This window comes from Phenylobacterium koreense (assembly GCF_040545335.1).
In the GTDB taxonomy this organism is placed as follows: domain Bacteria; phylum Pseudomonadota; class Alphaproteobacteria; order Caulobacterales; family Caulobacteraceae; genus Phenylobacterium; species Phenylobacterium koreense.
Genome location: NZ_JBEPLU010000001.1, coordinates 1,975,579 through 1,994,295, shown reverse-complemented (window position 1 = coordinate 1,994,295; position 18,717 = coordinate 1,975,579). Strand labels below are relative to the sequence as shown.

General features: G+C 69.3%; 23 protein-coding genes. 18 read left to right on the top strand and 5 right to left on the bottom strand.

All coding sequences use genetic code 11. From position 1 onward, the window contains the following. The 5 genes from ABID41_RS09970 to ABID41_RS09950 are packed head-to-tail and all read left to right on the top strand — an operon-like array spanning window position 1 to window position 2,885. The gene (locus ABID41_RS09970; protein ID WP_354297489.1) at window positions 1–237 is read left to right on the top strand and encodes a MoaD/ThiS family protein; all 237 of its coding nucleotides are present in this window, start codon (window positions 1–3) and stop codon (window positions 235–237) included. Further along, window positions 234–686 (top strand): molybdenum cofactor biosynthesis protein MoaE, encoded by a 453-nt coding sequence (locus tag ABID41_RS09965; RefSeq protein ID WP_354297488.1) that lies wholly within the window; start codon window positions 234–236, stop codon window positions 684–686. The genes ABID41_RS09970 and ABID41_RS09965 overlap by 4 nt, the downstream gene beginning before the upstream one ends. Beyond that, complete coding sequence (gene moaB, locus ABID41_RS09960; RefSeq protein WP_354297487.1) at window positions 683–1,231, top strand: molybdenum cofactor biosynthesis protein B; 549 nt, start codon at window positions 683–685, stop codon at window positions 1,229–1,231. The genes ABID41_RS09965 and moaB overlap by 4 nt, the downstream gene beginning before the upstream one ends. Beyond that, window positions 1,228–1,698 (top strand): cyclic pyranopterin monophosphate synthase MoaC, encoded by a 471-nt coding sequence (moaC, locus tag ABID41_RS09955; protein WP_354297486.1) that lies wholly within the window; start codon window positions 1,228–1,230, stop codon window positions 1,696–1,698. The genes moaB and moaC overlap by 4 nt, the downstream gene beginning before the upstream one ends. Continuing rightward, window positions 1,695–2,885 carry a molybdopterin molybdotransferase MoeA gene (locus ABID41_RS09950; RefSeq protein WP_354297485.1) on the top strand — a complete coding sequence of 397 codons (1,191 nt, stop codon included), beginning with the start codon at window positions 1,695–1,697 and terminating at the stop codon, window positions 2,883–2,885. Before moaC ends, ABID41_RS09950 begins: the two co-directional genes overlap by 4 nt. Here the strand turns inward: ABID41_RS09950 and ABID41_RS09945 are convergent. Then, a complete protein-coding gene (locus ABID41_RS09945; protein WP_354297484.1) occupies window positions 2,882–3,865 on the bottom strand; it encodes an XdhC family protein in 984 nt (327 codons plus the stop codon). The two genes, ABID41_RS09950 and ABID41_RS09945, sit on opposite strands and share 4 nt — an antisense overlap. Window positions 3,866–3,964: 99 nt before the next feature. Here ABID41_RS09945 and ABID41_RS09940 point away from each other — a divergent pair, with 99 nt between their 5' ends. Beyond that, the gene (locus ABID41_RS09940) at window positions 3,965–4,840 is read left to right on the top strand and encodes a bifunctional regulator KidO (RefSeq protein WP_354297736.1); all 876 of its coding nucleotides are present in this window, start codon (window positions 3,965–3,967) and stop codon (window positions 4,838–4,840) included. A 12-nt stretch (window positions 4,841–4,852) separates the two neighbouring features. Here the strand turns inward: ABID41_RS09940 and ald are convergent, their stop codons facing one another. Further along, window positions 4,853–5,968: an alanine dehydrogenase gene (ald, locus tag ABID41_RS09935; RefSeq protein WP_354297483.1), complete on the bottom strand. Its 1,116-nt coding sequence runs from the start codon at window positions 5,966–5,968 to the stop codon at window positions 4,853–4,855. 64 nt (window positions 5,969–6,032) lie between these two features. Further along, a complete protein-coding gene (gene mtgA, locus ABID41_RS09930; protein WP_331931095.1) occupies window positions 6,033–6,740 on the bottom strand; it encodes a monofunctional biosynthetic peptidoglycan transglycosylase in 708 nt (235 codons plus the stop codon). Between the two features lie 82 nt (window positions 6,741–6,822). Between mtgA and ABID41_RS09925 the strand changes: the two genes are divergently transcribed. Next, window positions 6,823–7,485, top strand: a complete 663-nt coding sequence (locus ABID41_RS09925; RefSeq protein WP_354297482.1) for a nitroreductase — start codon at window positions 6,823–6,825, stop codon at window positions 7,483–7,485. Between the two features lie 34 nt (window positions 7,486–7,519). On the opposite strand, the gene ABID41_RS09920 is transcribed toward ABID41_RS09925, so the two are convergent. Next, complete coding sequence (locus ABID41_RS09920; RefSeq protein ID WP_354297481.1) at window positions 7,520–8,488, bottom strand: WD40 repeat domain-containing protein; 969 nt, start codon at window positions 8,486–8,488, stop codon at window positions 7,520–7,522. A gap of 204 nt (window positions 8,489–8,692) precedes the next feature. On the opposite strand from ABID41_RS09920, the gene ABID41_RS09915 reads away from it, so the two are divergent. Then, on the top strand, window positions 8,693–9,124 hold the full coding sequence (locus ABID41_RS09915; protein WP_331931089.1) for a biopolymer transporter ExbD: 432 nt from the start codon (window positions 8,693–8,695) through the stop codon (window positions 9,122–9,124). 221 nt (window positions 9,125–9,345) lie between these two features. Here the strand turns inward: ABID41_RS09915 and ABID41_RS09910 are convergent, their stop codons facing one another. Continuing rightward, on the bottom strand, window positions 9,346–10,419 hold the full coding sequence (locus ABID41_RS09910; RefSeq protein ID WP_331931087.1) for a CobW family GTP-binding protein: 1,074 nt from the start codon (window positions 10,417–10,419) through the stop codon (window positions 9,346–9,348). A 305-nt stretch (window positions 10,420–10,724) separates the two neighbouring features. On the opposite strand from ABID41_RS09910, the gene rplU reads away from it, so the two are divergent. The 10 genes from rplU to ABID41_RS09860 all read left to right on the top strand — a co-directional run bounded on the left by rplU (window position 10,725) and on the right by ABID41_RS09860 (window position 18,688). Beyond that, entirely contained in the window at window positions 10,725–11,237 is a 513-nt protein-coding gene (gene rplU, locus ABID41_RS09905) for a 50S ribosomal protein L21 (protein ID WP_354297480.1), read from the top strand. Between the two features lie 29 nt (window positions 11,238–11,266). Next, window positions 11,267–11,533, top strand: coding sequence for a 50S ribosomal protein L27 (rpmA, locus tag ABID41_RS09900; RefSeq protein ID WP_354297479.1), 267 nt, complete (start codon window positions 11,267–11,269; stop codon window positions 11,531–11,533). 132 nt (window positions 11,534–11,665) lie between these two features. Next, window positions 11,666–12,199 carry a GNAT family N-acetyltransferase gene (locus tag ABID41_RS09895; RefSeq protein ID WP_354297478.1) on the top strand — a complete coding sequence of 178 codons (534 nt, stop codon included), beginning with the start codon at window positions 11,666–11,668 and terminating at the stop codon, window positions 12,197–12,199. 116 nt (window positions 12,200–12,315) lie between these two features. Next, the gene (obgE, locus tag ABID41_RS09890) at window positions 12,316–13,365 is read left to right on the top strand and encodes a GTPase ObgE (protein WP_331931079.1); all 1,050 of its coding nucleotides are present in this window, start codon (window positions 12,316–12,318) and stop codon (window positions 13,363–13,365) included. Further along, window positions 13,353–14,486, top strand: coding sequence for a glutamate 5-kinase (gene proB, locus ABID41_RS09885; RefSeq protein WP_435530004.1), 1,134 nt, complete (start codon window positions 13,353–13,355; stop codon window positions 14,484–14,486). The genes obgE and proB overlap by 13 nt, the downstream gene beginning before the upstream one ends. A gap of 72 nt (window positions 14,487–14,558) precedes the next feature. After that, entirely contained in the window at window positions 14,559–16,124 is a 1,566-nt protein-coding gene (locus ABID41_RS09880; RefSeq protein ID WP_354297476.1) for an aldehyde dehydrogenase family protein, read from the top strand. A gap of 24 nt (window positions 16,125–16,148) precedes the next feature. Further along, window positions 16,149–16,811, top strand: coding sequence for a nicotinate-nucleotide adenylyltransferase (locus ABID41_RS09875; protein ID WP_331931856.1), 663 nt, complete (start codon window positions 16,149–16,151; stop codon window positions 16,809–16,811). Window positions 16,812–16,848: 37 nt separating this feature from the next. Further along, window positions 16,849–17,301, top strand: a complete 453-nt coding sequence (gene rsfS / locus ABID41_RS09870) for a ribosome silencing factor (protein WP_435529987.1) — start codon at window positions 16,849–16,851, stop codon at window positions 17,299–17,301. A gap of 45 nt (window positions 17,302–17,346) precedes the next feature. Then, a complete protein-coding gene (gene rlmH / locus ABID41_RS09865) occupies window positions 17,347–17,811 on the top strand; it encodes a 23S rRNA (pseudouridine(1915)-N(3))-methyltransferase RlmH (protein ID WP_354297475.1) in 465 nt (154 codons plus the stop codon). A 31-nt stretch (window positions 17,812–17,842) separates the two neighbouring features. Continuing rightward, window positions 17,843–18,688, top strand: coding sequence for a murein hydrolase activator EnvC family protein (locus tag ABID41_RS09860; RefSeq protein ID WP_354297474.1), 846 nt, complete (start codon window positions 17,843–17,845; stop codon window positions 18,686–18,688). The last annotated feature ends 29 nt before the right edge of the window (window positions 18,689–18,717 follow it).

Genomic DNA, 18,717 nt, shown 5'->3' with positions numbered 1-18,717 from the left:
GTGGCCCGCGTGTTGCTTTTCGGGCGTCTCGGCGACATCGCCGGCTGGCGTTCGCGCGAGATGGAGGCCGACACTATCGCCGACCTTCGGACCTTGCTTTCGGAAGACGATCTGCTCGCCGAGGCTCTCGCCGCCCCGGGTGTCCAGGTCGCCCTTGACCAGGCGATCGTCCGCGGCGATGCGGCGCTCTCGCGCGGTTCCGAAGTCGCCTTCCTGCCACCGATGAGCGGCGGATGATCACTCTTACCGACCAGCCCTTCGACCCCGGCGCCCTGCTGACCGCCTTCTGCCGCTCGCGCAGCGAGACCGGTGCGGTGGCCACCTTCACGGGCCTGGCGCGCGCGGAGGCCGGCGCCACCACCACGCTCGAGCTGGAGGCCTATCCCGGTTTCACCGAGCAGGAGATCGGCAAGATCGCCGACCAGGCGACGGCCCGCTTCTCCCTCGACGACTTCCAGATCGTCCATCGGGTGGGCGCGATCGCTCCGGGGGAGCCCATCGTCTTCGTGGCCACCGCGTCCACCCACCGGCGCGCCGCCTTCGAGGCCTGCGACTTCCTGATGGATTACTTGAAGAGCCGCGCCCCCTTCTGGAAGAAGGAGACCGGTCCGAACGGGGCGCGCTGGATCGAGCCGCGCGCCGAGGACCACGCCGACATCGCCCGATGGGAGACCGAAAAACCATGAACGCCTTCACCCCCGGCGGCCGGATCGACGAGAGCCAGGCGATCAAGCCGGTCCGCATCGCGGTGCTGACCATCTCCGACACCCGCGACGAGGAAAGCGACACCTCCGGCCACGTCCTGGCCGAACGCATCGTCGGCGCCGGGCACGAACTGGCCGACCGCGCCATTGTGCGCGACGACGTCGCCCAGATCCGCCAGCAGATCAAAGCCTGGGCCGCCTCCGGCTCGGTCGAGGCGATCATCACCACCGGCGGCACCGGCATCACCGGCCGCGACGTGACGCCCGAGGCGGTCGAGCCGCTGTTCGACAAGAAGCTCGACGGCTTTTCGGTGATCTTCCACCTGGTGAGCTACCAGTCCGTGGGCCTCTCGACCCTGCAGAGCCGCGCGACGGCCGGCATCGTCGATGGGGTCTTCGTCTTCTGTCTGCCGGGCTCGAACGGGGCGGTGCGCGACGGCTGGGACAAGGTGATCTCGCCCCAGCTCGACAGCCGCCATGGGCCCTGCAACATGGTCGAACTCATGCCGCGCCTGCTCGAAAAGTGAGCAAGCTCACCCACATCGACGAGACCGGCCGCGCCCACATGGTGGACGTGTCCGAGAAGGCGGTCACCGCGCGGGAGGCTCTCGCCGAGGGCTTCGTGCGCATGGACGCCGCGACCCTGGCGCTCGCCCTCTCCGGCGACGCCAAGAAGGGCGACGTCCGCTCGACCGCCGAGATCGCCGGCATCATGGCGGCCAAGCGGACCGCCGAGCTCATCCCGCTCTGCCACACCCTGGCGCTTAGCAAGGTCGAGGTGCGGGTCGCCCCGGCGGAGGGCGGCCTGGCGGTCACCGCCCGGGTGAGGACCGCCGGCCAGACCGGCGTCGAGATGGAGGCCCTGACCGCGGTCTCCGTCGCCTGCCTGACGGTCTACGACATGCTGAAGGCCGCCGGCAAAGGCATGACCATCGAGAACGTTCGCCTGCTCGCCAAGAGCGGCGGCAAGTCCGGGGACTGGGTTCGCCAATGAAGCTGCTGCCGGTGGACGAGGCCCGCGCCCGGATGCTGGCCGAGGTCGCGGCCCTCGGCGTCGAGACCGTTCCCCTGCGCCAGGCCGTTGGTCGGGTGCTGGCCGAGGACGTCACCGCCGTGCGCGACCAGCCGCCCTTCGACGCCTCGGCCATGGACGGCTGGGCCCTGCGCAGCGCCGACGCCCCCGCCGCCCTGCGGATCGTCGGCGAGAGCGCCGCGGGCCACGGCTATGAGGGCGAGGTCGACGCCGGCCAGGCCGTCCGCATCTTCACCGGCGCGGCCCTGCCCAAGGGCGCCGACACCATCGTCATCCAGGAGAACGCCCAGCGCGAAGGCGACCTGGTGGCGGTCCCGGCCGCCGCGCCGGGCCACAACGTCCGTCCCGCCGGCGGCGACTTCAAGGCCGGCCAGGCCCTGCTCTCGGCCGGAACTCGCATCGATCCGTGGCGGTTGTCCCTGGCGGCCTCGGCCGGGCGCGGCGAGGTGAAGGTCCATGCCCGGCCCCGGGTCGCGCTGATCTCGACGGGCGAGGAGATTGTCGAGCCGCCGGCCGCGCCGGGCCCCTACCAGATCTACGATTCCGGCGCGCCGGCCCTCGCCGCCATGGTCGCCGCCTGGGGCGGCCTCGCCTCGAAGCTCAAGCCCGTGCGCGACGACCTCGACGCGGTGATCGAGGCCCTGCGCGGCGCCGACGCCGAGCTGATCGTCACGGTGGGCGGCGCCTCGGTGGGCGACCACGACCTGGTCCGCGCGGCGGCGCAGGCGCTCGGCCTGTCGCTGAAAGTCGCCAGCGTCAGCGTGCGGCCGGGCAAGCCGACCTTCTTCGGGGTGCTCGCCGACGGGCGAAAGCTGCTGGGCCTGCCGGGCAACCCGGCCTCGGCCTTCGTCTGCGCCGAACTCTTCCTGCGTCCCATCGTCAGCAAGCTGCAGGGATCGGCAGGAAACCTGCCGATAATCCACGCAAAAACCGCCCTGCCGATGGCCGCCAACGGCCCTCGCGAACACTGGATGCGCGCCAAGCTGACCTTTGCCGACGGCGCGATCATCGCCGAGCCCTATCGCGACCAGGACTCCTCGCTGGTCAGCGTCTTCGCCGCCGCCGACGCCCTCCTCCGCCGCCCCGCCGACGCCCCGGCGCTGGAGGCCGGCGGCCTGGTGGAGGTGCTGCCGCTGCCGCGGGGCTAAGCCGTCTGGCGCGCGGGCGTCGCCTTGCGCGGCTCTTCGGTCAGGCGGGCGTAGCGCAGGGCGACGATTTCGCCGATTACCGAAAGAGCGACCTCCCAAGGGGCCTTGCCGCCGATGTCGAGGCCGATCGGCGCGTGCAGTTGCTGCAGCCGCGCCTCCGAAAAACCCGCGGCCCGCAAGGGCGCAAGGCGCTCGGGCAGGCGCTTGCGCGCGCCCAGCAGCCCGACATAGCCGGCCGGCGAAGGCAGGGCCGCGGCCAGGGCCTCGCGGTCCATGTCGAGATTGTGGGTGGCGATGGCGATGGAGGTCCAGGCGTCGACGCCGATCGCGGCCAGGGCCGCCGCCGGCTCGTCGCGGCGATAGGCGACGCCCGGCAGGGGCGGCGGGGTCGCCGGGCCCTTGGGCCGGACCAGGGTGGTTTCCAACCCCGCCTGGGCCCCCAGCGAGGCGATCGCCATGGCGGTCGGATCGGCGCCGAACACGACCAGCCGCGGCCGCGGCTCGAAGGCCTGGACGATGGCCCCTTCCCAAACCTCCGGCTCCGACCCGCAGACGCGGCGATGGCCGTCGCTGACCCAGGTGACCGGCCGGCGCTCGGTCTCGGCCGTCAGGAGCTCGGCCAGCGCGGCGTCGTCGGGATCAATCCGCTCGACGAAGATCTCGATCCGCGCGCCGCACAGGAGCTGGATGTCGGGCCAGGGGCTGCCGGCGCCATAGACCAGACGTCGCGGCTCGCCGTCCTCGAGGCAGGCGAAGGCGTGATCGGCCACGTCGCTCTCGACGCAGCCGCCGGAAAAATAACCGGAGACGATTTCCTCGGCGAACACCATCTGCGTCCCCGGCGGCCGCGGTCCGCCCCCCTCGACGGAAGTCAGGGTGGCCAGGGCGACGGGCTTTTTCCCTTGCAGGGCTTGGCGTAGCGCGGGTCTGGCGTCGTCGGACATGCCGAACAGCGGCCATTCGGGAAGCGGTTCTCGCATGCTGGAATTTAACTCCCTGGAAAGGTCCTAGACACCGCTTCTTTAGGCATTGGCCGGAAGATGGCGTTTCCTCGTGTCCGTATCCAGCGTCCCGGCTACATGATTTCACCGCTCTCCAAGCTCGGTCTCGGCTCCGGCCAATTCGGCCTCGATCAGAACGCCCTTGTGCGCGGCCGTTCGCCGAAGTCCGAAGCTCGCGAGATCCTGGAGATCGCCTCCCGCGCCGAGCTGGAGGTGCTGGACGTCGACGGTCATTCCGCCGCCGCCGAGCTCGCCCTGGGCGAGGTGATGCCGCGCCCCAACCCGTTCCGCATCTCGATCTCCACCGTGCGCCCCGACCGCGGCGCCGACCATGTGGAGGCCGAGGTGCACGCCGCCCTGCGCCGCCTGGGCGTCGACCGCGCCGACGCGATCCTGGTGCCCTGCGCCGCCGACCTCTTCGGTCCGCACGGCATGGCCCTGTGGGACCGGCTCAAGTCGCTGAAGGACAGGGGCTTCACCCGCAAGATCGGCGTCTCGGTCTTCGCTTCCGACGATCCGCTGGGCGTCGCCCGTCGCTTCCGTCCGGACGTCGTCCAGGCGCCGGCCTCGCTGCTCGACCAGCGGCTGCTGATCGACGGCACGCTTGCGGCCCTGACCGGGATCGGGGTCGAGGTCCACCTGCGCTCGATCTTCCTGAACGGCCTTCTCTTCCTGCCGCCCGACCGCGCCCCGCGCCACCTGAAGGCCGCGGCCAGCCGGATCTCGCGCGCCCGTCGCCTGATCGCCGAAGGCCGTTCGGACCCGCTGCAGGCGGCCCTGGGCTTCGCCCTCTCGCGCTTGGAAGCGGCCAAGGTGCTGGTCGGCGTCACTTCGCCGGCCGAGCTGTCGGCGGTGATCGCCGCAGCCTCGACGCCGGTTCCCGACCTGGATTGGGACGAGATGGCCCTGGACGATCCGGTCGCCCTGGACCCCCGCGCCTGGGCCGCGGCCTAAGCCCTTTTCCCTTTAGCGGGCCCAGACCTCGAACGGGTCCACGAACGCCTTGCCAAGCGCGTCGGCCACGGCCGGATGGGTGATCTGGCCTTTCAGCACGTTCAGTCCCTTGGCCAGGTGCGGATTGGCGCGCAGGGCCTCCAGCCCCTTGTCCGCCAAGGCCAGGCCAAACGGCAGGGTGGCGTGGACCAGGGCCTCCGACGAGGTCCGCGGCGCGGCGCCCGGCATGTTGGCCACGCAGTAGTGCACCACCCCGTCGACCACATAGGTCGGGTCGGCGTGGGTCGTGGGATGTGAGGTCTCGAAGCAGCCGCCCTGGTCGATGGAGACGTCCACCAGCACCGAGCCGGGCTTCATGCGCTTCAGGTGCTCGCGGCGGACCAGCTTGGGCGCCGAGGCCCCTGGCGTCAGCACCGCGCCGATCACCACATCGGCCTTCAGCACCTCTTCCTCGACCGCGTCGAGGGTCGAGTACCGGGTCAGGATGCGGCCAAGGAACATGTCGTCGAGCTGGCGCATACGGGGAATGGAGCGCTCCAGCACCACGACCTCGGCGCCCAGGCCGGCGGCCATGCGCGCAGCGTTCATGCCCACCACGCCGCCGCCCAGCACGCAGACCCGCGCGGGCGGCACGCCCGGCACGCCGGAGATCAGGAGGCCCATGCCGCCATTGTGCTTGAGCAGGGTCTCGCCCGCCGAGAACACCGCGATCCGGCCCGCGACCTCCGACATCGGGGCCAGCAGCGGCAGGCCGCCATTCGAGTCGGTGACGGTCTCGTAGGCGATGGCCGCGCAGCCGGAGGCGATCAGGCCCTCGGCCTGGGCCGGATCGGGCGCCAGGTGCAAATAGGTGAAGAGAATGTGCTGGTCGGTCAGCCGGGCCCATTCGACGGGCTGCGGCTCCTTGACCTTCACGATGAGCTGGCCGCCGGCGAAGACGGCCGCGGCGTCCGGCGCGATCTGGGCCCCGGCGCGGACATAGGCCTCGTCCGAATAGCCGGCCCCCGCCCCCGCGCCCGCCTGCACCAGCACTTCATGTCCGTGGGTCACGTACTCGCGGACAGCGGTCGGCGTGAGGCCCACCCTGTGCTCGTTCGGCTTGATCTCGCTGGGAACGCCGACTTTCATGGGGCCGCCTCCTTGGGACGTTATTTCCTCTTCATGACCGATTTGGGGGCATATCCATGTTTGGTCAACCCAGAACGCAGGACGCCATGCCCTGACGGTTAATGGTCCCGGCGGCGCGGGTGATCTTGCCCGAACGCCGCTTCACATAGGGTCCGGGCTTGGCCGCCCGCCACTTCAGGGGGCTGGGCAGGATGGCGGCCAGGCGCGCAGCCTGGGCCGCCGACAGCTTCGCGGCGCTGACGCCGAAGTTCTTCTGGGCCGCGGCCTCGGCCCCATAGATCCCCGGCCCCCATTCGATGGAGTTCAGATAGACCTCCATGATCCGCGGCTTGCCCCAGATCACCTCGATGAGCACCGTGAAATAGGCCTCCAGCCCTTTGCGCACATAGGAGCGGCCGGGCCAGAGGAAGACGTTCTTGGCGGTCTGCTGGCTGATGGTGGAGCCGCCGCGCAGGGTGCGGCCCCTGGCGTTGCTCTCGTAGGCCTGCTCGATCGCGTCGAAGTCGAAGCCGTTGTGGTCGCAGAACTTGGCGTCCTCGGCGGCGATCACCGCGCGGACCAGGCGGGGCGATATCTCGTCCAGCGGCTTCCAGCGCCGGTCGAAGCCCTTGCCCTCGAAAACCCGCTGGATCATCAGCCAGGTGATCGGCGGCGGCGCGAAGCGGTAGATGGCGGTGACCATCACCGGTCCGATCAGGCCGAAGACCAGCACGAGCAGCAGCACGCCGCGCAGCAGGCGGCCGAAGAACCCTTTTTTCGACGACCTCGCCAAGACCCTTGCCCTTACCCGACGGCCAGATGGTAGCGATGCGACCGAGAGGTCTCACGGTCAAGCCGCGCAAGGACGCAATCTGTTGAACGTTTCGCAAGCCGTCGCCGCCCGCGTCTCCATCCGCGCCTTCAAGCCCGACACGCCGCCGGCCGCCTTGGTCCGCGAAATCCTCGAAGCCGCCGCCCGCGCGCCGTCCGGCGGCAACCTGCAGCCCTGGCGGGTCTACGCCCTGGCCGGCCCGGCCCTGGCCGAGTTGAAGGCCAAGGTCGCGGCCAATCCGATGGGCGAGTCGCCCGAATACGACGTCTATCCGCCGAATCTCTGGGAGCCGTTCCGCACCCGGCGCTTCCAGAACGGCGAAGACCTCTACGCCACCATCGGCATCCCGCGCGAGGACAAGCCCGCCCGCCTGCGGCAACTGGCCAGGAACGGCGAGTTCTTCGGGGCGCCGGTGGGGATCTTCTTCTGCCTGGACCGCAAGCTGGGTCCGCCGCAATGGTCGGACCTCGGGATGTACATGCAGACGCTGATGCTGCTGGCGACCGAGCGGGGGCTGGACACCTGCGCCCAGGAATACTGGGCCCGCTACCCGAAGACCCTTGCCGAGCACCTGAACCTGCCAGAGGACCACATGGTGTTCTCCGGCATGGCGCTGGGTTGGCGCGACGACGCAGCGCCGATCAACACCCTGCGCTCGTCACGCGATCCGTTCGAGGTTTGGGGCGAGCTGAGGGGATTCGACTGATCCTTTCCTCCTCGTTCACGAGAGAGGAAAAGGCTCAGGCCACCTCGGCCACGCCCGCCGCGCCGTCCTCGTCGCCCCAGGCTACGCGCTTGCCGTCGGCGGTCATGGCGAGCGCCGAGATGGCCGCGCCCTTCTCGGCCTTCAGCGGAACGATCTTCTGGCCCGCGAGGTCGCAGGCCCAGACCCGGCCGTCGTCCAGGCCGGCGCAGACCCATTGGCCGTTCGGCATGCCGGCCACGCGCACCACCATGGCGCTTTCGTCGAAGCCCACTTCCGCCGCCTGCTTGCCCATCGGGCCGGTCGCCCCGACGAAGGGCCAGGCCACCAGGCCGTTGGCGCCGGAGGTGACCAGGAGCTGGCCCTTGGCGACGAAGGTCATGCTCTTCACCTTCACCGGATAGCCGCCCATCTGCAGGTTCTTGTCGTCGGCCACCCGCCAGCCATGCAGGGTGTTCTCCTGCATCGACGACATCAGGAACTTCCCGTCCGGGCTAAAGGCCAGGCCCACATGGCTGCCCGCCCACTTGAGGACATAGGGCTTCTGCTCGGCGATCTTGGCGTACCAGAGCCAGGCCCCGCCATAGGTGGCCGCGGCCACGCGGCGCCCCTTGGGGTCGAAGGCGATCTCGGCCACCGACTTCTCGTGCAGGAAGACGCGCTGAAAGGCCGGGTCGGCCGAGTCGCGCACGTGCAGTTCCTTGCCCGCCGCGAAGGCGATCAGCTTGGACTCCGGCGAGGCGGCCACCGCGTCGATCCAGCGGCCGGGAAGCCTGGCGATCTCCTGCGCGCCCGAGACGCGCGACCAGACGACGCGGCCGTCATCTCCGCCGGTGACCAGTCCCTCGCCACTGGGATGCAGGCAGGCGCTCAGGATCGCGCCGTCGTGGGCCTCGATCACCTCGCCATTTTCGAATCGAACCGTGCCGTCGCCGAGGGCGAAGACGGCCGCTCCAGCCTTCTGGAACAAGGCGGCGGTGACGTAGGCGTCGTATTGGAAGGTCATGGCTGGCGTCATAGCGGCCTAACGCGGGTCTTGGCGAGAGGCGGAATCGCCACCCCGCGCCGCCCGCCAAAGAGGCGCCGCGCCGGAGCTGCGCTTTCGGCGGGAAACTTCGCAGGTTCGGGCTTTACAATCGCATTCTGTTTAGCGAAGGGTGTCGGCGACTGTGCGGCGGCCCAAGTTCGGGCCCAAGGGAAGGAAATTCATATGGGTGCGAAGCTGGGCGGCGGAGGCGGCGGAAAGTTCGACCTCGGCCAGAACAGCGACATCAACGTCACGCCCTTCGTGGACGTGATGCTGGTGCTCCTTATCATCTTCATGGTGTCGATCCCTGCAGCGACGGTGTCGATCAAGCTCGACCTGCCGCCGGCGATCCCGCCGCCCCCGGGCGCGAAGATCGAAGAGCCGACGCTGATCAACGTCCAGCAAGGCGGCAAGCTGTTCATCGGCGACAGCCCGACGAGCCTGGACACGCTGACCGCCGATCTGACCCGCATCCTGAACAAGCCGGAGCCGACCGAAGAGCGCGTCTACATCCGCGCTGACCGGACCGTGCGCTACGGCGACTTCATGGCGGTGATGAACACCCTGCAGGGCAACGGCTTCTATCAGGTCGCCCTCATCAACGAAGAGCTCTAAGCAGCCCTTCGGCCAGGCACAGGAAGGCCCGCCCAGGGAAACCCGGGCGGGCCTTTTTGCTTGTCCCGTGGCTCGCGAACAGATCGCCCACCGTTCCGATCGTCATCCCCGGCCGCGTCGGCGGGCCGGAGATCCATGCGCACAAGCGTCTCCGGCGATCGTCGGCGTCCTGGATGGCCGGGACCTACCGGCCCAGCCATGGCGAACTAGAATGGAAGCGTCTAAGCGGCGCAGGCCTCAAAGCCGGCGCGGAGCTTGGCTTCGTCGAGGTTGCGGCCGATGAAGACCAGGCGGCTGTAGCGCTTGTCGCCTTCCTTCCACTGCCCCTGGAAATCGCCCTCGAGGATCATATGCACGGCCTGGAACACCAGGCGGCGATCTTCGCCCGCGACGTCGAGGATGCCCTTGGCGCGCAGGATGTCCGGCCCCTGGTCCTGGAGGACCTGGTTCAGCCAGTTGGTCACCCTTTGGCCGTGGATCGGCTTGTCGAGCGTGAGCGAGACGCCGCGTATGCCCGCTGCCGCCGCATGGTCCTCATGATCATGGTCGTGGTGACCGTGGTCATGATCGCCGTGGTGATGATGATGGTCGTGATCATGGTCGCAGTTCTCGTCGTGGACGTGGCCCGGCTCGCCATGGGCGGGATTGAGGAATTCCGGCTGCACCTCGGTGATGCGCGCCAGGTCGAAGCTGCCGCGGCCCAGAATGGCCGAGAGCGGCACCTGGGACCGCTGGGTGCGATGGATCGGCGCAAGCGGGTTCAGACGGCGGATCGCCGCCTCGACGCTGCGCAGTTCGTCCTCGGTCACCAGGTCGGTCTTGTTGAGGACGATCTGATCGGCGAAGGCGATCTGCTCGACCGCCTCCCTGGAATCGGCGAGGCGCAGCGGCAGGTGCTTGGCGTCGACCACCGCGGTGACGCTGTCGAGCTGGGTCTTGGCCTTCACGTCGTCGTCGACGAAGAAGGTCTGGGCGACCGGGCCGGGATCGGCCAGGCCCGTGGTCTCCACGACGATGGCGTCGAACTTGCCCTTGCGCTTCATCAGACCCGACAGGACGCGGATCAGGTCGCCGCGCACCGTGCAGCAGACGCAGCCGTTGTTCATCTCGAAGACTTCTTCGTCGGCGCCGACGATGAGGTCGTTGTCGATCCCCACTTCGCCGAACTCGTTGACGATGACGGCGTACTTCTTGCCGTGGTCCTCGGTCAGGATGCGGTTGAGCAAGGTGGTCTTGCCGGCGCCGAGATAGCCGGTGAGGACGGTGACGGGTGTCTTGTCGGTCATGGACGCCATCTAGTCATTGAAATCGGTCATGGGAACAGGCTGCGGCCTTCCACCGCTTGACCACCATATAGGTGTTATCGAATAACGCCGCGCCCGGCGTCTCCTACATATGTGGGACGCGCCCGAGCTCACGTGCGAGGTCCGCCGCCTTCGAGGCGATGGCCAGCGCCGGTTCACCCAGCCTCGGCCATGTGACCGTAGAAACACGCCAGATGCGTTGACTCTCATCGGCCCCTCTGTATAAGTCCGCGCCTCTCGCCCGCGGGCCATCTCGCGGGCGCAATCCATTTTGCTATAAGTCCAAGGCGCCAACGATGTACGCGGTGATCAAAACCGGCGGAAAGCAGTACCGGGTTCAAGCCGGTGACCTGCTGGTCGTCGAAAAGCTCGACGGTGAACCGGGTGCGGAAGTCGCGTTCGGCGACGTCCTCATGCTGGGCGACGGCGAGGCCGTGACTGTCGGCGCTCCGCTGGTCGACGGCGCGAAGGTCTCCGCCACCCTGATCGAAACCCGCAAGGGCGAGAAGGTTAAGATCTTCAAGAAGACCCGTCGTCAGGGCTATCGCCGCACCCGCGGTCACCGCCAGTCGGAAACCGTGCTGCGCGTGACCTCGATCGCCGGCGTCGGCAAGACCGACAAGTGGGACGGAACCGTCAACCTGGCCCCGAAGGCCCTGCTCGACGCCCGCGCCCGCAACCTGAAGAACGTGGTCGCCGAACTGGAAGCCGCTGCTCCGGCCGCCGAAGCCGCTCCGGCCAAGGCTGCGCCGAAGAAAGCTGCGCCGAAGAAGGCCGCCGCCAAGAAGACCGACGACGCCGCCGAATAAGCGCGTCCTCTAGGATTTAGGAGAGAGCTATGGCTCACAAGAAATCTGGCGGCTCCTCGCGTAACGGTCGCGACTCGGCTGGCCGCCGCCTCGGCGTGAAGAAGTTCGGTGGTGAAGCTGTCGTCGGCGGCAACATCATCGTGCGCCAGCGCGGCACCAAGTTCTTCCCGGGCGACAATGTCGGTATGGGCAAGGACCATACCCTCTTCGCCACCGCCAACGGTTCCGTGAAGTTCGTCACCAAGCGTGACGACCGCACCTACGTGAACGTGGTCGTGGCACAAGCGGCTGAATAATCAGGCGAACCTCTTGAAACCGGGTTCGCTGTAAGGCGGACCGGGCAGGAAGCTTCCGAGGGGGAGTCCGGACCGCCGGACTCCCCCTCTTGCTTTCTGGAATGGCCCCGAGAGAGGGTCGGGAGGTAGACGATGTGTGCAATCGACTTCGAGCCGGTCGTCGCGACCGAGCGCCTGAGGCTGCGTAAGCCGCGCCGCACGGACGCGACGCAAATTGCTCTCTACGCCAACGACTTCGACGTGGCGCGCATGACCACGGGCATGCCCTATCCTTACGGCCTCGATCACGCCGAGGGCTTTCTCGAGGCGGTGAGCGAGAAGGACTTCCGTCGCGAGGCGGTGTTCATCATCGATCACCCGGACCATGGCCCGATCGGGGTCATCGGCTTTGACGCCAAGGGCTCGGAAATCGAGCTCGGCTACTGGATCGGCCGTCCTCACTGGGGCGCCGGCTACGCCACCGAGGCGGCCAAGGGCGCCCTGGTCTGGGCGCACCAGACCTGGGGCCGGCGCTATCTGCGGGCCGGGCACTTCTCGGACAACCCGGCGTCCGGAGAGGTCCTGTGCAAGGCCGGCTTCCTCTACACGGGGGACGTCGAGCTGCGGAAGTCCGTCGCGCGCGGCGGCCAGGCGACCCCGACCCGCATGATGGTGTGGCTGGCCTGACCTTCTTTCCTCCCCTGCGCAGCGGGGGAGGAAGAGAAGGCGCAATCCCGCTTGGTCGAGGGCGAAATATTCGCTCCACCCTCGACCTTCGCCCCTGTGTGTTACAAAAGGCCCCCATGAAGTTCCTCGACCAGTGCAAGATCTACATCCGCTCCGGAAACGGCGGCGGCGGCGCTGTGTCGTTCCGGCGCGAGAAGTACATCGAATACGGCGGCCCCGACGGCGGTGACGGCGGCAAGGGCGGCGACGTGTGGATCGAGGCTGTCGGCGGCCTCAACACCCTGATCGACTATCGCTACCAGCAGCACTTCAAGGCCGGCACCGGCGTCCACGGCATGGGCCGCAACCGCCACGGCGCGGCGGGCGACGACGTGGTGCTGAAGGTTCCGGTCGGCACCGAGGTGCTGGACGAGGACCACGAGACCCTGATCGCCGACATGGACGAGCCCGGCAAGCGCGTGCTGCTGCTGCGCGGCGGCAATGGCGGCTGGGGCAACGACCGCTTCAAGGGGCCGATCAACCAGGCCCCGCGGCACGCCAATCCCGGCCAGGAGGGCGAGGAGCGCTGGATCTGGCTGCGCCTCAAGCTGATCGCCGACGTCGGCCTGGTCGGCCTGCCCAACGCCGGCAAGTCGACCTTCCTGGCCGCGGCCAGCGCCGCCAAGCCGAAGATCGCCGATTATCCGTTCACCACCCTGGCCCCGAACCTCGGCATGGTGGACCTTTCGCCCAGCGAACGCTTCGTGCTGGCCGACATTCCGGGCCTGATCGAAGGAGCCTCCGAAGGCGCCGGGCTCGGCACGCGCTTCCTCGGCCACGTGGAGCGCACGGCGGTGCTGATCCACCTGATCGACGCCACCCAGACCGACGTCGCCGAGGCTTGGCGCACGGTGAGGGGCGAACTGGAAGCCTATGGCGAAGAGCTGGGCGACAAGACCGAAATCGTCGCCCTCAACAAGATCGACGCCCTCGACGACAGCGTCATCGAGATGCAGCGCGAGGCCCTGGAAGAGGCCGTGGGCCACAAGGTCCGGCTGGTCTCCGGCGTCTCCGGCAAGGGCGTGACCGAGCTGCTGCGCGAGGCCTACGCCATGGTCCAGGACCGCAAGGCCGAGATCGCCCAGGAAGAGGCTGATCAATCCGGCGGCGCGGGCTGGACGCCGTGATCGCCCTCGACCGCGCCAGCCGGATCGTCGTCAAGGTCGGATCAGCCCTGGTCGCGGGCGAGTCGGGCGCCGACACCGCTTGGCTGGCCGCCTTCGCCGCCGACCTCGCCCGCTTCCGCGCTCGTGGCCAGCAGGTGCTGGTGGTCTCTTCCGGCTCCATCGCCCTGGGCCGGCGCCGCCTGGGCATGGGACGGCGCAAGCTGACCCTGCCTGAGAAGCAGGCCTGCGCGGCCGCCGGCCAGTCGGCCCTGATGCGTGCCTGGGAGGAAGCCCTGGAGCCGCACGGCCTGGCCGCCGCCCAGGTGCTGATCACCAAGAACGACACCGAGATCCGCCGTCGCTGGCTGAACGCCCACGCCACGCTCTCGACCCTGCTCTCGCTCGGCGTCATTCCGGTGGTGAACGAGAACGACACCGTGGTGACCGAGGAAATCCGCTACGGCGACAACGACCGGCTGGCCGCACGCGTGGCCCAGATGATCGGCGCCGAGGTCCTGGTCCTGCTGTCGGACATAGATGGCCTCTACACCGCCGATCCGCGCAGCGACCCGAACGCCCGGCATATGCCGCGGGTCAGCCACCTGACCCCCGAGATCGAGGCCATGGCCGGCGGCGCCAACGCTGCAGACGGGGTCGGCACCGGCGGCATGGCCACCAAGATCATGGCCGCCCGCATCGCCCAATCGGCCGGCTGCGCCACCATCATTACACTCGGCCGCCGTCCCTCGCCGCTCGCCGCCATCGAGGCCGGCGAGAAGGCCACTGTGATCGAGCCCGCGGTCTCGGTGCAGGCGGCATACAAGGCCTGGATCGCCGGCTCGCTCGCCAGCTCCGGATCGGTCGTCGTGGACGAAGGCGCGGCGCGGGCGCTGCAGACCGGCAAGAGCCTGCTGACCGCCGGGGTCAAGGCGGTGAAGGGCCGGTTCGACAAGGGCGACGCCGTCGTCGTGCTGGACGAGGCGGGCCGTGAGATCGGCCGAGGCCTGGTTCGCTACGATTCCGACGACGCCGAGCGCATCCGCGGGCTGAAGTCGGACGGCATCGAGGCGGTGCTGGGCTTCAACTACGGGCCGATGATCCACGCCGACGACCTGGCGCTCTCGGCGCGCACGGCGGCCTGAACGGCCGATTGCGGATTTGCGACAGGCTCTAAAGGAGCCTACTAAACCTCAAACTGAGCATTAGGGCGCGTAATGGACGACGCGGCGGCGAGATCGAAGGCTGAGAACGGAGGCCGCACGGGCCGGCTGGAGGCGTTGAGCCCCGGCATGGCGATCCCGTTCGGCGGCGACCGCGTGGCCTATGTGTCCGACGCGCTGGCCCAGGCCTTCCAGGCCGGCGACCGGCTGGTCGTCGTGCAGGAAACAGGCGACCTGTTGCACGTCCCGGCCAGCGTCCAGACCATCGCCGACGCCGCGGTCTCGCGCGCCCACCAGGCTTTCGGCGAGCTCGCCGGCGTTTCCGACGACGCCGTCACCGCCTTCTTCGAGGCCTTCGCCGCGCGGCTGGCGGACGACGCGGTCTGGAGCCGCATCGCGCAGGCCAACGCCCAGGACGTCGCCAGCGCCCAGGCGCGGGGCCGCTCGACCACGCGCCTCGCCGTCAGCGCGGCCATGCGCGCGGACATGATCGCCGGACTGCAGGTCTGGCGCGACGCGCCCGCCACCCGCGGCCGCATCGTCGAAAAGGTCGAACACGCCGGCTGGACCGTCGAGCAGGTGGCCGCGCCACTGGGCGTCGTCGGCTTCATCTTCGAGGGGCGTCCGAACGTCTTCGCCGACGCCACCGGCGTTCTGCGCACCGGCAACACCGTCGTCTTCCGCATCGGCTCCGACGCCCTGGGCACCGCGCGCGCCATCGTCCAGCATGCCCTGGATCCCGCCCTCAAGGTCGCCGGCCTGCCCGAAGGCTCGGCCGCCCTCGTGGACAGCCCCGCACACGCGGCGGGATGGGCGATGTTCTCCGATCAGCGCCTGGCGCTGGCCGTAGCGCGCGGCTCGGGGCCCGCCGTCGCCCAGCTCGGGGCCATCGCCCGCCAGGCCGGGGTTCCGGTCAGCCTGCACGGGACCGGCGGCGCCTGGATGGTGGCCGGCCCGGACGCCGACGCCGACCGGTTCAAGGCCGCCGTCTACCACTCCCTCGACCGCAAGGTCTGCAACACCCTCAATGTCTGCGCCATCGTGCGCGAACGGGCGGGCGACCTGATCCCCGCCTTCCTAGAAGCCCTGGACCTTGCCGGCGAGCGCCGCGAAGGCGTGAAGCTGCACGTGGTCGAAGGCTCGCAGGACGCCCTGCCCGCCGCCTGGCGCGAGGCCAGAGTCCAGGTGGGCCGTCCAGAAGGCAAGCTCGAGGAGCCCAAGGTCGAGCTGCTGGCGGCGAGCGATCTCGGCCGCGAGTGGGAATGGGAAGAGACGCCCGAGCTGACCCTGGTGCTGGTGGACAGCGTCGAGGAGGCTGTCGCCCTCTTCAACCGCTACAGCCCGCAGTTCGCCGCCAGCCTGATCGCCCAGGACCCGAAGGCGCACGAGCGCTTCTACGCAGCCGTGAACGCCCCCTTCGTCGGGGACGGCTTCACCCGCTGGGTGGACGGACAGTTCGCCCTCGACCGGCCCGAACTCGGCCTCTCCAATTGGGAGCACGGCCGGCTCTTCGCCCGCGGAGGGGTGCTGTCCGGCGACGGGGTGTTCACCGTGCGCGCCCGCGTGCGCCAGAGCGACCGCAACCTCGACCGAAATCCGGCTACGGCGAAGACGCTTTGAGCCTACCGACCGCTGAGAACGCCCATGTGGTTCGCCGGGCCCGCTAGGCGCAGGCCCGTGGCGGGGCGACAGCAGGCCCTGCGCCTCGGCTTCGACCTGACGCCGGGCATGCGGGTCGGCCTCTATGGCGGCTCGTTCAACCCGGCCCATGAGGGTCACGCCCACGTGGCCGAGACCGCCCGGCGGCGGCTGCAGCTCGATCGGGTCATCTGGCTGGTCTCGCCGCAGAATCCGCTGAAAACGAACCACCACGAGACCGCCAGCCTCGCAGAGCGGCTGGCCGGAGCGCGCCGTTTCGCCCGCGGCCGCAGCATGATCGTCAGCGACGCCGAGACCCGCATCGGCTCGCAGTACACCATCGACATCGTGCGCGACCTGAAGGCCCGTTTTCCCGGCGTCCACTTCGTCTGGATCATGGGCGCCGACAGCCTGGCCAGTTTCCATCGCTGGCGCGGCTGGACGCAGATCATGGCCGAGGTCCCGGTAGCCGTCGTCTCGCGTCCGTGGATCTCGCTGAAAAGCCGCTCTTCGCCCGCCGCCCAGCGCTTTGCGGGCGCGCGCGTACCGATCGAACAGGCCAAGCTGGTGCCCACGGCCAAGCCCCCACGCTGGGTCTTCCTGACAGGACCGCTTAATTTTCAATCGTCTACGCTGCTGCGGGAACGAATGCGACGACGTGGTTCTTGAAGACTTTGTGAGCCTGGGCTGACCGGAGCGCCTGCGCGTGCTATGTCTGTCCCAGCGAGGCAACAAAGGAGCGACCCCGCTGAGCCCTGACCCTGCGCCTAGAGCGCACGAAGCCCCGATCCACGCGGCTTCCCCCGACCCCGAGGCGAAGATCACCGCCCTGGGCGAACTGATCCTGCAGCGCCTGGATGACGACAAGGCGCAGGACGTCGTCTTCATCGACCTGAAAGGCAAGAGCGCCGTCGCGGACGCCTTGATCGTGGCGTCGGGGCGTTCGCACCGTCACGTCGGCGCGATGGCCGACCACCTGCTGCGCGCCCTCAAGGAAGAAGGCCACGGCAAGGCCCGCGTCGAGGGCCTGCCGCACTGCGACTGGGTCCTGATCGACACGGGCGACGTGATCATCCACCTCTTCCGCCCCGAAGTCCGCCAGTTCTACAACATCGAGAAGATCTGGTCCGTCGACGCGCCGCATCGGACGGCGAGCTGAGTTTGCCGCGCTCCCCGCTCGTATAGGCGGGAGCGCGTCCGGCCGATGAAGATCTCCATCATCGCCATAGGCCGCCTGCCTCGGTCGCCCGAGGTCGAGCTCGTGAAGCTGTACGTCGATCGCGCGACGGCGGCCGGGCGTTCGCTCGGCCTCGGCCCGGTCGAGGTCGTCGAGGTCGAAGCCCGCAAGCCGGGCAAGGCCGCCGAGGCCGAGGTCCTGCGCCCGCACCTGGAAGGCGCTCACGTGATCGCCTGCGACGAGCACGGCACGGCCCGCCCCTCGCGCGCCTTCGCCGCCGAGATCGGCCGGCTGCGTGACGACGGGGTCCGACGGCTGGCGTTCCTGATCGGCGGCGCTGACGGGCTGGATCCCGGCCTGCTGGCGGAAGCCAGGGGCAAGCTGGCCTTCGGCCCGCAGACCTGGCCGCACGCCCTGGCCCGGGCGATGCTGGCCGAACAAGTTTATCGCGCCGTGACCATTCTGGCGGGAGGCCCTTATCACCGCGATTGAGACCGGGCCTGTGCGGCGATATCGAGGGGCCATGCGTTCCCGCGGGCTCATCGTTTCGATCGGCGTGGCGATGGCCGCCAGCCTGGGCCTGGCCGCCTATGCCGCAAACGACACCCGCGCGCGTCTCGAGCGGCTGAACGTGCAGGAGACGGTGCTGAGCGCCGAGCAGGGCCGCAACCTCAACCGGATGTCCCGCCTGCTGACCGTCCTGGCCCAGTTCCGGCGCGATCCGCCGCCGGCCCTCATGGTCAGCCCCGCCGACGCCACCGACGCCGTCCGCGCCGCGATCCTCGTCAAGGCGATTACCCCGGAACTCCAGAAGCGCGCGCGGGCCTATGCGGCCCAGGCCAGCGAGATCGCCCGCCAGCGGCGGTTGGCCGCAGTCGCCAGCGAGACGCTCTTCACGACCGACTCGGCCCTGGCCGAGCAGCGGGAGCGGCAGGAAGCCACGCCCCCCGGCGCCGCGCCCCTGCCCGGCATGCCGATAACGCCGCCGCACGCCCTGCTGCAGCCGGTGGAGGGCGCGGTCACCCGCCGCTTCGGCCAGGACGCCGGCGGAGGCGCCGAGATATCCGGGATCACCTACGCCGCCGACAAAGGCGCGCGCGTCCGCGCCCCGGACGGCGGGCTCGTCCAGTATGTGGGTCCCGTTAAGGGCTGGGGCGATATTTTGATCTTGCGACTTGCCGGCGGATACCATCTGGTTCTTGCAGGCCTGGACCGAACGGACGTCGACGTCGGACAATCGGTCGCGGCAGGCGCGCCTGTGGGATGGATGCCGGATGGAAAGGACTCCCCATCTGAGCTCTATCTTGAGGTCCGCGAGCGTGGCGTTCCTGTCGATCCAGGACGTTGGCTGGTCGAACAGGGCAAATAACCGAACCCAATTCCGCCGGATTCCTTGCG

Coding starts and splice junctions, on each gene's coding strand:
- ABID41_RS09940 (WP_354297736.1), top strand. CDS start 3,965: ATGATTTCACCGCTCTCCAAGCTCGGTCTCGGCTCCGGCCAATTCGGC.
- ald (WP_354297483.1), bottom strand. CDS start 5,968: ATGAAAGTCGGCGTTCCCAGCGAGATCAAGCCGAACGAGCACAGGGTG.
- moaB (WP_354297487.1), top strand. CDS start 683: ATGAACGCCTTCACCCCCGGCGGCCGGATCGACGAGAGCCAGGCGATC.
- ABID41_RS09920 (WP_354297481.1), bottom strand. CDS start 8,488: ATGACCTTCCAATACGACGCCTACGTCACCGCCGCCTTGTTCCAGAAG.
- ABID41_RS09895 (WP_354297478.1), top strand. CDS start 11,666: ATGTGTGCAATCGACTTCGAGCCGGTCGTCGCGACCGAGCGCCTGAGG.
- rlmH (WP_354297475.1), top strand. CDS start 17,347: ATGAAGATCTCCATCATCGCCATAGGCCGCCTGCCTCGGTCGCCCGAG.
- ABID41_RS09910 (WP_331931087.1), bottom strand. CDS start 10,419: ATGGCGTCCATGACCGACAAGACACCCGTCACCGTCCTCACCGGCTAT.
- ABID41_RS09875 (WP_331931856.1), top strand. CDS start 16,149: ATGTGGTTCGCCGGGCCCGCTAGGCGCAGGCCCGTGGCGGGGCGACAG.
- rpmA (WP_354297479.1), top strand. CDS start 11,267: ATGGCTCACAAGAAATCTGGCGGCTCCTCGCGTAACGGTCGCGACTCG.
- ABID41_RS09965 (WP_354297488.1), top strand. CDS start 234: ATGATCACTCTTACCGACCAGCCCTTCGACCCCGGCGCCCTGCTGACC.
- obgE (WP_331931079.1), top strand. CDS start 12,316: ATGAAGTTCCTCGACCAGTGCAAGATCTACATCCGCTCCGGAAACGGC.
- ABID41_RS09915 (WP_331931089.1), top strand. CDS start 8,693: ATGGGTGCGAAGCTGGGCGGCGGAGGCGGCGGAAAGTTCGACCTCGGC.
- rplU (WP_354297480.1), top strand. CDS start 10,725: ATGTACGCGGTGATCAAAACCGGCGGAAAGCAGTACCGGGTTCAAGCC.
- ABID41_RS09860 (WP_354297474.1), top strand. CDS start 17,843: ATGCGTTCCCGCGGGCTCATCGTTTCGATCGGCGTGGCGATGGCCGCC.
- ABID41_RS09945 (WP_354297484.1), bottom strand. CDS start 3,865: ATGCGAGAACCGCTTCCCGAATGGCCGCTGTTCGGCATGTCCGACGAC.
- ABID41_RS09950 (WP_354297485.1), top strand. CDS start 1,695: ATGAAGCTGCTGCCGGTGGACGAGGCCCGCGCCCGGATGCTGGCCGAG.
- ABID41_RS09880 (WP_354297476.1), top strand. CDS start 14,559: ATGGACGACGCGGCGGCGAGATCGAAGGCTGAGAACGGAGGCCGCACG.